The organism is uncultured Paracoccus sp. (assembly GCF_947487305.1).
Lineage (GTDB): Bacteria > Pseudomonadota > Alphaproteobacteria > Rhodobacterales > Rhodobacteraceae > Paracoccus.
This window is the reverse complement of record NZ_CANKWH010000019.1, coordinates 42,471-53,360: the sequence shown is the minus strand read 5'-3', so window position 1 is coordinate 53,360 and position 10,890 is coordinate 42,471. Positions and strand designations below refer to the sequence as shown.

Sequence of the window (10,890 nt, the reverse complement as noted above, 5' to 3'; positions counted from 1 at the left end):
ATGAACGGAAATCCATAGTCAGAGGTGGCTCACTTCTCGATGGAAATGCCGGCTCACTTCTGAGTGAAAATCAACAGGGCAGACCTTTCGAACAGTGCTCGACACGCGCCTCCACCCCGTAGACCTCCCGCAGAAAGGCGGGTGTGATGATGTCACCCGGCTTCCCAGCCGAGTGCATCCGGCCATCGACAATCACGATCACGTCGCTGCAGAAGCGCAAGGTGTGGTTCAGGTCGTGAATTGCGATCAGCACTGCCATGTCGCGTTCAACGGCCAGCGCCGAGACCAGTGAAAGCACCTCGATCTGCCGGTTGAGGTCAAGCGCCGAGGTCGGTTCGTCCATCAGCAGAACCCGGGGCTCGCGAACAAGGGCGTTGCCCTTGCCACATTCAGATCATCTCCCATGACGCTGGCGCACGCGCGCGACGCTGCTCCGCGTCGCGACCGCTCCGTGAACGCGCGCCAGACGGGGCTTGCCAGCCAGCGCGACGGGATCGTCGCCGAAGAACTCGATCAGCATGTAAGCATAGAGGTCCAGAGCGCTGATCCCGTCGGTCAGAAAGAACGGAGCGCCGACGATCGCCCGGTCGAGCGCTGTGAACTGGTCGCGCAACCGCGCGCGCGCATTGTCGATGAGAGCCGGATGGGTTCCCGGGTCGTCCAGAAAGCGCTCGGGATGGTTGAACTGGACGAAGGTCATGTAGGGGCTTGCGGCCATGTAGATGAGCCAGCGCAGGAACGTCGCCCTGTCGGGGTGGTCGGGCCTGGGAACCAGCAGCTTATCCGGGTGGCGTTCGCCCAGGGCGATGATAATCGCGGCGGTCTCGCCGATGACCTCACCTGACGGGAGTGCGAGGACAGGAACCTGCCCGGTCGGGTTCACCGCCAGATATGCCGCCGACTGGTGCGCGCCGGCGGCCATGTCGATCGCGACGCGCTCAAAGGGGATCTGCATCTCTTCCAGCAAGAGCTCGATCACCATTGCCCCGGACATCTTCTCCCAGAAGAGGCGGTAATGACCTGTTTCGACCTGCGTCAATTCCCACCTCCGTTCTGCCGCTTCCCACGATGCCGGACGGCCAGCGGGGAGGTGTCGATCTTTGCGCCGACCGGAGGGTCCGGCAAAGGACGCGATCTTCCGTTCCTATACCGACAAGACGACCGATCCCCGGGGCGTCCAAGACAGGATCAGCTCTTGGCCGTGAGCGGATCGATCACCTGCGGGACCTCCGTGATCGCGCCGACCGGGATGCCCGACAGTTCCGAATGCTTTCGGATCGCTGCCTCGCTGTCGGCCAGATAGATGCAAAAGGTCTTGTCGCGGGCCACGTAGCTTTGGACCCACTGGATGCCCGTGCCAATCTGTTCCAGCGCCTGGTTTGACGCGCTGGCGGCGGCGCAGAGCTCGGCAGCTGACATTTGGCCAATCGCCGGAATGTCGCGCTCGATCATGAAGCGTTTCAACTGTGTCATCGGATGGTCCTTTCTCAATCAGTTCCAATTTGCCACTTTCAGTTTTTGAAGACGAAGCATTCCACCGGCGCTTTGTGAGTTCACTCCCGCGCCGGAAGGCTATACTGCCCCTGCTTCGTTCCGACATATTGAACCAGACCTTCGCGTGCGGATCGCAGGGTGCGGGTGCGTATCTCGAAAAGTCCGGTCAGCCCTTCGTATTTGCCGGTGCCGCCCAGCCAGCGTCCCGTCCCGACATGGGGTGCGTCCAGTGGCTGTCTGTCGAAGGTCGCGCTTTCGAAGATCTGATCGCCATCTGCATCGGTGTAGGTACAGTTCACCAGTTCTTCAAAGGTCTTGGCCGTTTCATCCACGGTCCACGTGCCCAGACATCTGCCGGTCTGGTTGTGCAGGAACGCGGCGTTATCGGCGTTCATTGCGGTCAGGGTCGAATCGACCAGCCCAAAAATTCGGCCAGTTCCGGTCTCAATCGGTTCGACCTCATTTGCAGCGTATCCGACGAAATTCGCCGCGAAGGTGCCCTCGCCCGCAACGGATTGGGCGTTTGCCGGCAAGTACGGCAAGTTGGCCATCAAGATCGCAAGCCCCGCCGTTGCGACAGCACGCCGGCGATGGCTAGCATCCTGCGGGATAGAGCATCGCATAGTCGGTTTCCCCTTCAAGCATTTGGCGCGCGGCGGTCTGACTTGATGCATCAATACTGTCCTCTGGCAAATTGACGGGTGACGCGGTGAATCTGCTGTCTTGAATGGATGCGGCCGAGGCTGGACTGACCCAGATCGACATCGGCTTTCGATCCGGTTCGGACGGCTGGTAACTGCCCCACGGGCCAAGGACCTGAAACAAGGTGATGGCCGCAGCAAGACCGGCTGAGAAAGCGCCAAGCACTGGCCGGTGCGACGTTGGCACGACGCGCGCCGGCATCGACAGGGGCACATGGCAGGTATACACCGACGAACTGAGCGCCCGGTCGACCTGTGGCGCCGGAGCGGCGCCAAGTTCCCTGGCGAAAAGGTCGTGGCAGTCCTTATGTGCGGTCGCGGCTTCTTGTCGGCGGCCAAAGGCGATGCAAAGCGCGATCAAGGCCGCATGGGCATCATCTTGAAACGGCTCGCATTCAAGCCGTCGTCGCGCGGCGGCAATGGCTGCCGGTCCTTTGCCACGCTCGGCGAGGATTGCGGCCGCCTTGCCATGCAGTTCAGCACAAAGCTGGTCGTATTCCCGTTGCCGATCACGCAGCCACGCCTCGAACTCGGCAATCCCGACATCCAGCCCGGCGCAGAACCGACCGCGAACCATCAGTGACAGTTCCGGGATCGCCTTGTGCGCGCCGGTTTGCAGCGCCGATCGGATCTCGGCGAGATCGAGCGACACCAGATCAGGGTTCAGCCAGACGGCGTTCTCATCGGCGATCAGCACCTTTGCGGCATCGCCAAGCTGCGATCTCAACCTCACAAGACATTGACGCAAAGCGTGACGAGCTGCGGGCGTGGAGGATGCCTCGGCCCAAAGCAACTCGACCAGCCTCGTGCGGCCCGCCCGCAGGTCTGGTGCCGTTGCCAGACAGCCGAGCAGTGCCAGCGCCTTCGGCCCCGGCGTGGCCAGCACCTGGCCGTACTGGCCTTGAAGGCGTGGTTCGCCCAGAAATGATAAGCGAAGGATCGGCATCGTCCCTGCAACCCCCTGATGGGTATTCTAGCACAAGAACGGCTAGACCTCGAAAAAACATGAAGAAAAGCCGGAAATTCACCGCAAGCGCTGTCGCGTGACGGGGTGCGTGACGCTGTCGTGACGTCCCCCGTCCGAGACTCACCGAACTGACGACCGAATTTGGCGAATCAAGGAAAGGAGACGGAGTTATGAAGAAGGTCACATTCACAACAGCCGCCGCCATTGCGATGGGGTTGACGGCGGCTCAGGCGATTGAAACCGGAACTATGCAGGTGGACGGGGCAGAACTGACCTATATCGAACAGGGCGAAGGCACACCGATCGTGTTTGTCCACGGCGCAATCTCGGATGCGCGGGTCTGGGAAGGTTATGCCGACCGTATCGCAAAGGAGGGTCGCTTTGTCGCCTATACCCAACGCTATTTCGGGACCGCCGACTGGCCGGATGATGGGATGGGTTTTACGCGCGGGACTCATATCGCCGACCTGATCGCCTTCATCGAGGGTTTGGGTTCCGGGCCGGTCGATCTTGTGACGTGGTCCTATAGCGGCGAGATCGCGACCTATGCCGCTTTGCAGCGGCCCGATCTGTTCCGCTCGATGGTGCATTTCGAACCGGACGTAGACAGGCTGATCGACGAGGTTCCGGGCGCTGATGCCGCACGCTCACAGTTCGGTGCGACGGTTGGCCCGATGATCGCCGCGTTGGAGGCTGGCGACACCGAATCCGCCGCGTTGCGCATCATCGAGTCGGTGTTCCGGATGCCTGAGGGCTCAGCAGGAGAAGAGCCAGAACCATTTCCAACATACTGGAAGGAAAACGGTCGCACCCTGCCGATCTATGGCGGCATGGCACCGGGCGCGCCGCTGACCTGCGACGATCTTGCGCAAATCAATGTGCCGACGCTGGTTGTGCAGGGAACCGACACGCTGGTGCAATGGGCGATGATGTCAGAGCAGGTCGCGAAATGTTCCGGCAACGCAATGCTGGTCCGCATGGACGGCGTTACGCATGACGGTCCCTACAAGCGCCCAGACCGTTTCATGGATCTGATCATGTGGTTCCGGTCGCTGAACTACGAACCGAGTGCAGGCGGGGCTGACGAGCCTGATGCGGGGTGAAGAAATTGGCAATTCAACATGGCTGGCAGGCGGTCAGATTCTGGAGGCTCGTCTGCCATGCCAGCGCATCCGTGGATTGTGCCGGACTGTTCCACATGCCAGGAATTCCTCGGACTAGCCGGCTGGTCATCAGTATGTGCTAATCGATAGAAACATCCCGCATCGCATGGCTTCAGCGTGTGCCCGTTTTCGCGCCTGCGACGAATGGCAGGTTCGACGGGCCACGCCGCGGCATTTTGTCCCGTTGTGAAGGTCAGGTTTGGGCCGTCCTTGCAGAGCCGGCGCTGCTCCGATTCCTATAGGATTCTGCCAGAACTATGAGCCTATCGCCGGCAGCGGGACTTGGCTTGTCTCGGCGAATACGTTGGAGCCCGCGAACTTCCTCGCGAGCCCACATCGGTTTCTGTACCGCTCTGCCCTACGGGAAGAACGGGAACAGGATCGGCAGCAGGATCATGGCGACGACGGTCGAAACCACGATCAGCGGCAGGCCAGCCTTTGTGTAATCCATGAACGTATACTTGCCCGGCCCCAAAACCATGACATTGGCGGGCATCCCGATGGGCGTGGCGTAGGCCAGCGAGCCGCCGATCACCGTCGCCATCAGCACGGCGCGAGGATCGGCGCCGATCTGGGTCGAGATCGACAGGCTGATCGGCACCAGCAGCGCGGTCGTCGCGGTGTTGGACATGAAGTTTGTCATGACCACCGCCAGCAGGAAGATGACCAGCAGGAAGACGAACATCGGCGTTTCCGGACCGGTGAGGCCCAGCACCGCTTCGGCGATGACCTGTCCAGCCCCAGTCTTTTCCATTGCGGTCGCCAGCGACAGGATGCCGCCGAAGAGGAAGATGGTCTTGGCGTCGATGGATTGATAGGCCTCGTCCTCGCTGATGACGCCCAAGAGGATCAGCGCGATGGCCCCGATGGCGCCGGTGATGTGCAGGCGGATACCGATCTGCGCTTCGAAGATCATGCCAAGGATGGTAAGGACCAGCACAATCAGCGAAGCGTTCTTTTTCCACTGCGGAACTGGCGCACCAACAGGATGCAGGCTGTCTGCGGCCATTTCCTCGGTCTTGTGATCGGGCAGCAGCCGGAAGCCGATGGTGGCGACGAACAGGATACCGACCAGCAGGATCGGCAGGCCGACGAGACCGTATTCGAAGAAACCGAAGCTTAGCCCCTGTTCCTGCAGAGCCGCCTGCGCAATCATGTTGCCGGGTGCGCCGATGAGGCTGAGATTGCCACCCATTGCAGCGGCGAAGACAATAGGCAGCAGCAGGCGCGAGCGTGCGAAGCCGGATTTGGCTGCGATGCCGATCACTACCGGGATCAGCACCGCAGCCGTGCCGGTATTCGACAGAACACCCGACATCAGCCCGGTGATCAGCATGATCGCGACAACCAACTGCCGTTCGGTCCGGGCAAAGCGCGTGACCAGCCCGCCGATCTCGGCCGCCATGCCGGTCTGGAACAGCGCACCGCCGATGATGAACATGTCGACGAACAGGATGACATTGCTGTTAACAAAGCCGTCGAACGCCTCGCCCGCGTCCAATACACCGGTCAGGACAAGGCTGACGCAGACAATCATCGCCGTGACGGCCAGCGGCACGCGCTCCCATACGAACATGATGATCGCGAAGAGGAGTAATAGAAGCGTAATGTTTGCAGGGTCCATGGTTTCCTCCCAGGTTTCCGGTTCTGGCCCTGCGGAAGGGCACAGATCGGAACCGGAATACGCGGGAGATGACCGGCAATAAATTTGCCAAAAATTATATTAATTTTCGTGATAATAATCGGCAGGTGTTGGTGTCACGCGCTCGCTTCGATCGCCTGCAGGTTCTCGTCCAGCACAGCCAGCAACGCGTCACGCTGATCGTCGCGGGTGCCGCGTGCCCACGCGGCAGCGAGGATCAGCTTACCACGCGTCGTGCCCTCGGGCAGCACCAAGGGCACGAAACTGAGGCCCGGAATCGCGATGCGGGATGCCCACCGCGGCACGATTGCTAAGCCGGTGCCGGTCGCCACCAGATTGACGATGGTGTGCTTTTCTTCGGCGATCTGCGCGATTCGTGCCGTCAGCCCGGCATCGGTGAACAGCTTGATGGTCAGGTCATGCGAATGCGGGCGCGAGCGGCGGTCGGGAACTATCAGCGGCTCATCGGCGATATCCTGTACCGTCAACTCGGCGCGATCCGCCAGGGTATGACCTCCGGGCAGTGCGACAACTGCAGTCTCAAAGAACAATGTCTGGAAGTGGATATTGGGATCGCGGATATCGGGTGGCCGACAGAAGGCGATATCAAGACTGCCGCTGAGAATGCGTGGCAACAGGTGAATGGTCTTCTGCTCAACCAGTTGCACCTCGATCTCCGGGCGCTGCGCCCGCAAAAGTTGCAGGAGCTGCGGCATCAGCCCGGCCGCGGCACTGTCGATGGCGCCGACCTTCAGCACCGCAGTCTCACTGCGTCTGACTGCGCGGATACGCTGATCAAAGAGTTCGGCTTGGGAGACAAGGGCGCGTGCGTCATCAAGGATCGCCATGCCGGCCTCAGTCAGCGCGACATTGCGAGTGGTGCGTAGGAACAGCCGCGTCTCGAAACGGTTTTCCAAGAGCCGGATCTGCCGACTCAGCGAAGCAGGTAGCATGTCCATCGCCTGCGCCGCGCGGCCGAAATGCAATTCCTCGGCCACGGCCAGGAAACATCTGATCTGTTGGATATCCATAATTTCCTCCGCAACCAGATTATCTTATTTTTGTATATAATTCTACGCAAATTGAGGAATCGCCCGGCCGGAAGCAAGTTAACCTCATCAAGCGAATGAGGAGAAAGCTATGAAGACCTACAAGATCGCATCCATCCCGGCCGACGGCATCGGCCCCGAAGTCATCGCCGCCGGCCTGCAGGCGCTGGAGGCACTGGCCCGCCGCGACGGCAGCTTCCAGTTCGACGTGACCGAATTCGACTGGAGCTCGGACCGCTACAAGAAAACCGGCGCGCTGATGCCCGAGGATGGGCCGGAAAAGCTGAAAGCCTTCGACGCCATCTTCTTCGGCGCGGTCGGGGCGCCTGATGTGCCCGACCACATCACGCTGTGGGGCCTGCGCCTGCCGATCTGCCAGGGCTTCGACCAATATGCGAACGTCCGCCCGACCAAGATCCTGCCGGGCATTCAGTCGCCGCTTGCGGGCGTTGGCCCCGGCGATCTGGACTGGGTGATCGTTCGCGAGAACTCGGAGGGCGAATATTCCGGTCATGGCGGTCGCGCCCATAAAGGCCTGCCCGAGGAGGTCGGCACCGAGGTCTCCATCTTTACCCGTGTCGGCGTGGCCCGGATCATGCGTTATGCCTTCAAACTTGCGCAATCGCGGCCGCGCAAGCTGCTGACGGTGGTAACAAAGTCGAACGCGCAACGCTTCGGCATGGTCATGTGGGACGAGATCGCGGCAGAAGTGTCGAGGGAGTACCCGGATGTGACCTGGGACAAGATGCTGGTCGACGCGATGACCGTACGCATGGTCAAAAACCCGCAAAGCCTGGACACCATCGTCGCCACCAACCTGCATGCCGACATTCTCTCCGATCTGGCGGGCGCGCTGGCGGGCAGCCTTGGCGTCGCCCCGACAGGCAATATCGACCCGGAGAAGCGGTTCCCTTCGATGTTCGAGCCGATCCACGGCTCGGCCTTCGACATCACCGGAAAGGGCATCGCCAACCCGGTCGCGACCTTCTGGACTGCCGCGCAGATGCTTGAACATCTGGGCGAGCCCGCCGCCGCCGACCGGCTGATGCGCGCGGTGGAAAAGGTCTGCGCCGATGGCGTGCTGACCCCCGATGTCGGTGGCAACGCCAATACGCAACAGGTCACGGATGCCGTCGTCGAGGCGATCCGCGGCGAGAATATCTGAGGTCCGCCATGAGGGAGGAGGACGCAAAAGACCTGCTAAAGCGGATGCTGAATGCGGCGATTGCGGCGGCTGACCCCGCCGCCGTCCTCGCCCGGCAACTGCCCGAGAAACCCGCAGGCCGCTGCATCGTGGTGGGGGCAGGCAAATCCGCCGCCGCAATGGCGCGCGCCGTCGAACGCGCCTGGCCCGATGTCGATCTGACGGGCGTGGTCGTCACCCGCTACGGCCATGCCGTGCCGACCGAACGGATTATGGTGCGCGAGGCTTCGCATCCGGTTCCGGATGCGGCCGGGCACGAGGCCGCCACCGAAATCCTTGCGCTCGTGCAATCGGCGGGGCCGGATGATCTGGTTCTGGCGCTGATCTCGGGCGGAGGCTCGGCGCTGATGACCCTGCCGGTGCCGCCGCTGACGCTGACTGAGAAGATGCAGGTCAACCGGCTGCTGCTGGCCTCTGGCCTGACCATCGAAGATATGAACAAGGTTCGCCGCCGCCTGTCCTTGATCAAGGGTGGCGGGCTGGCACGGGCAACTGCCCCGGCGCGGCTGGTGACGCTGGCAATCTCGGACGTGCCGGGGGACGATCCGGCCGCAATTGCCTCGGGTCCAACCGTGCCCGATCCGACAGCGGGCGAGGATCTGTCGCATCTGGTCACCAAGCTGGGGCCGAACCTGCCGGATGCCGCGCGCGAACTCCTGCTGCGCCCGGTCGAGTTGCAGCCCGATTTCACGTCCGATTTCCGCATGATCGCCGCCCCGCAGATGTCGCTGAAAGCTGCCGCCGAGGTGGCGCGCAAGGCAGGCGTCACCCCCCTGCTTCTGGGCGATGCTTTGGAAGGCGAGGCATCCCAGCTTGGCATCGCCATGGCGGGCATCGCCCGCGCCGCTGCTGCCCATGGAACGCCGATCAAGCCGCCCGCTGTGCTGCTGTCGGGCGGCGAAACCACTGTGACCATCGGCGACAGGAAGCCGGGGCGTGGTGGCCGCAATACCGAATTCCTGCTGAGCCTCGCGGTCACACTAGACGGCCATCCCGGCATCCATGCGCTGGCCGCCGATACCGATGGCATCGATGGCACCGAAGATGCCGCAGGCGCGATCATCGCCCCGGATACGCTGTTTAAGGCCGAGAATCTCGGCCTTAAACCGCGCGATTTTCTGGACGATCATGACAGCTACAGCCTGTTCGATGGGATCGACGCATTGATCCGCACTGGCCCGACTCTGACCAATGTCAACGATTTCAGAGCGATCCTGATTGCCTGAACCCCGAAAGGAATATCTCATGATGCGAGACAGACGCGCCAGGATCGTGGCGACCGTCGGCCCCGCTAGCGCAACACCCGAGATGTTGCGCCAGCTTTTCCAGAACGGCGTCGATACCTTCCGCCTGAATTTCAGCCATGGCGAACATGAGACCCATGCCGGTGTCATAGCCGCCATCCGCGCATTGGAGGCAGAGGCGGGCGTCCCCATTGGCATCCTGCAAGACCTGCAGGGCCCGAAGATCCGGTTGGGCAAGCTGGGCGGCGGCCCTCGGAAACTGGAACGTGGACAAATGGTCACCTTCGCGCCCGGCGAAAGCGATGGCGACCTGCCTCTGCCGCATCCCGAGATCTTCGCGGCACTTCAGCCCAGCCACCGCCTCTTCATCGACGACGGGCGGGTCCGGCTGGCTGCGCGCCGGGTGGCACCCGACCGGATCGAGGCCGAGGTGCTGGAAGGCGGCAAGATCAGCGACCGCAAGGGCGTCAACCTGCCCGATACGGTACTGGACCTGCCGGTCCTGACCGAGAAGGACCGCCGCGATCTGGAATTCGGGCTGGCGCATGGCGTCGATTGGGTGGCGCTCTCCTTTGTGCAGAAGGCCAGCGATCTGGATGAAATCACGCGGATCATCGACGGTCGCGCCGGACTGGTCGCGAAGATCGAAAAGCCCTCGGCGCTGGAAGATATCGACGCCATCGTGGCCAAGTCCGACGCGATCATGATCGCGCGTGGCGATCTGGGCGTCGAGATTCCGCCCGAGGAGGTGCCAGCCCGCCAAAAAGAGCTGATCGCGCTCTGTCGTCGGGAAAGCCGCCCGGTGATCGTGGCAACGCAGATGCTGGAATCCATGACCGCCTCGCCCGCACCGACCCGGGCCGAGGCATCGGATGTGGCCACCGCAATCTATGACGGCGCCGATGCGGTGATGCTGTCAGCCGAGAGCGCTGCTGGTGCCTATCCGGCCGAGGCCGTCGCGGTGATGGAGCGCATCATCCGCAGCACCGAGGCCCATGCCCATTACGCCCGCGTCATCGCCGCATCGCGCGAAGCAGCAGCAACACCCGCCGACGCGATTGCCGATCATGGCGCAATGCTGGCATTCGCGCTCGGCGCGTCCGCCGTGGTCGCCTATTCGCGGAGCGGCAGCACCGCCGCCCGGATTTCCGCCCGCAGACCATTCTTGCCACTGATCGTCCTGACCCGCGACCCGCATGTCGGTCGGCGGATGGCGCTGCTCTGGGGTGCTCAGGCGCTGACCGAAAATTCGGTCAATGACTATGACAGCATGGTCGAGACCGCCCTGCGCGAAAGCCGCCCGCTTCTGTCGGCAAGTTCCGGTGACAGCCTCGTCATCCTGTCCGGCGTACCCTTCGGCCAATCCGGAAGCACCAACAACATCCGCGTCGCGACATTCTCTTGACGCCTCCGACGAAAGGAACAT

11 protein-coding genes are annotated in these 10,890 nt (G+C 62.3%); 4 read left to right on the top strand and 7 right to left on the bottom strand.

Annotated features, from left to right (window positions below; translation table 11 throughout):
• Positions 1 to 70: 70 nt before the first annotated feature.
• From Q1A36_RS17890 to Q1A36_RS17870, 5 genes are all read right to left on the bottom strand, one after another.
• Positions 71 to 343 carry an ABC transporter ATP-binding protein gene (locus Q1A36_RS17890; protein WP_299846955.1) on the bottom strand — a complete coding sequence of 91 codons (273 nt, stop codon included), beginning with the start codon at positions 341 to 343 and terminating at the stop codon, positions 71 to 73.
• A 51-nt stretch (positions 344 to 394) separates the two neighbouring features.
• Positions 395 to 1,039 carry a glutathione S-transferase family protein gene (locus Q1A36_RS17885; RefSeq protein WP_299846953.1) on the bottom strand — a complete coding sequence of 215 codons (645 nt, stop codon included), beginning with the start codon at positions 1,037 to 1,039 and terminating at the stop codon, positions 395 to 397.
• A gap of 149 nt (positions 1,040 to 1,188) precedes the next feature.
• On the bottom strand, positions 1,189 to 1,452 hold the full coding sequence (locus Q1A36_RS17880; RefSeq protein ID WP_299846951.1) for a nickel-binding protein: 264 nt from the start codon (positions 1,450 to 1,452) through the stop codon (positions 1,189 to 1,191).
• 101 nt (positions 1,453 to 1,553) lie between these two features.
• A complete protein-coding gene (locus Q1A36_RS17875; protein ID WP_157936054.1) occupies positions 1,554 to 2,045 on the bottom strand; it encodes a hypothetical protein in 492 nt (163 codons plus the stop codon).
• A gap of 43 nt (positions 2,046 to 2,088) precedes the next feature.
• Complete coding sequence (locus Q1A36_RS17870; protein WP_101754942.1) at positions 2,089 to 3,141, bottom strand: BTAD domain-containing putative transcriptional regulator; 1,053 nt, start codon at positions 3,139 to 3,141, stop codon at positions 2,089 to 2,091.
• Positions 3,142 to 3,332: 191 nt separating this feature from the next.
• On the opposite strand from Q1A36_RS17870, the gene Q1A36_RS17865 reads away from it, so the two are divergent.
• Positions 3,333 to 4,265 (top strand): alpha/beta hydrolase, encoded by a 933-nt coding sequence (locus tag Q1A36_RS17865; protein WP_101754943.1) that lies wholly within the window; start codon positions 3,333 to 3,335, stop codon positions 4,263 to 4,265.
• Positions 4,266 to 4,683: 418 nt separating this feature from the next.
• Here the strand turns inward: Q1A36_RS17865 and Q1A36_RS17860 are convergent, their stop codons facing one another.
• Entirely contained in the window at positions 4,684 to 5,949 is a 1,266-nt protein-coding gene (locus Q1A36_RS17860) for an SLC13 family permease (RefSeq protein WP_299846945.1), read from the bottom strand.
• 134 nt (positions 5,950 to 6,083) lie between these two features.
• Positions 6,084 to 6,998, bottom strand: coding sequence for a LysR family transcriptional regulator (locus Q1A36_RS17855; RefSeq protein WP_299846943.1), 915 nt, complete (start codon positions 6,996 to 6,998; stop codon positions 6,084 to 6,086).
• 109 nt (positions 6,999 to 7,107) lie between these two features.
• Here Q1A36_RS17855 and Q1A36_RS17850 point away from each other — a divergent pair, with 109 nt between their 5' ends.
• Genes Q1A36_RS17850 through pyk form a run of 3 tightly spaced genes read left to right on the top strand, consistent with a single transcriptional unit; the run spans position 7,108 to position 10,869 of the window.
• Positions 7,108 to 8,181 (top strand): tartrate dehydrogenase, encoded by a 1,074-nt coding sequence (locus Q1A36_RS17850; RefSeq protein WP_299846941.1) that lies wholly within the window; start codon positions 7,108 to 7,110, stop codon positions 8,179 to 8,181.
• 44 nt (positions 8,182 to 8,225) lie between these two features.
• Positions 8,226 to 9,446: a glycerate kinase gene (locus tag Q1A36_RS17845; RefSeq protein ID WP_299846939.1), complete on the top strand. Its 1,221-nt coding sequence runs from the start codon at positions 8,226 to 8,228 to the stop codon at positions 9,444 to 9,446.
• 22 nt (positions 9,447 to 9,468) lie between these two features.
• Positions 9,469 to 10,869 (top strand): pyruvate kinase, encoded by a 1,401-nt coding sequence (gene pyk, locus Q1A36_RS17840; RefSeq protein ID WP_299846937.1) that lies wholly within the window; start codon positions 9,469 to 9,471, stop codon positions 10,867 to 10,869.
• Positions 10,870 to 10,890: the final 21 nt, after the last annotated feature.

What these genes read in the sequence shown, in the direction of transcription:
- Q1A36_RS17890 (WP_299846955.1), bottom strand. Translation starts at nt 343, where the DNA reads ATGGACGAACCGACCTCGGCGCTTGACCTCAACCGGCAGATCGAGGTG.
- Q1A36_RS17880 (WP_299846951.1), bottom strand. Translation starts at nt 1,452, where the DNA reads ATGATCGAGCGCGACATTCCGGCGATTGGCCAAATGTCAGCTGCCGAG.
- Q1A36_RS17875 (WP_157936054.1), bottom strand. Translation starts at nt 2,045, where the DNA reads ATGGCCAACTTGCCGTACTTGCCGGCAAACGCCCAATCCGTTGCGGGC.
- Q1A36_RS17870 (WP_101754942.1), bottom strand. Translation starts at nt 3,141, where the DNA reads ATGCCGATCCTTCGCTTATCATTTCTGGGCGAACCACGCCTTCAAGGC.
- Q1A36_RS17865 (WP_101754943.1), top strand. Translation starts at nt 3,333, where the DNA reads ATGAAGAAGGTCACATTCACAACAGCCGCCGCCATTGCGATGGGGTTG.
- Q1A36_RS17860 (WP_299846945.1), bottom strand. Translation starts at nt 5,949, where the DNA reads ATGGACCCTGCAAACATTACGCTTCTATTACTCCTCTTCGCGATCATC.
- Q1A36_RS17855 (WP_299846943.1), bottom strand. Translation starts at nt 6,998, where the DNA reads ATGGATATCCAACAGATCAGATGTTTCCTGGCCGTGGCCGAGGAATTG.
- Q1A36_RS17850 (WP_299846941.1), top strand. Translation starts at nt 7,108, where the DNA reads ATGAAGACCTACAAGATCGCATCCATCCCGGCCGACGGCATCGGCCCC.
- Q1A36_RS17845 (WP_299846939.1), top strand. Translation starts at nt 8,226, where the DNA reads ATGCTGAATGCGGCGATTGCGGCGGCTGACCCCGCCGCCGTCCTCGCC.
- pyk (WP_299846937.1), top strand. Translation starts at nt 9,469, where the DNA reads ATGCGAGACAGACGCGCCAGGATCGTGGCGACCGTCGGCCCCGCTAGC.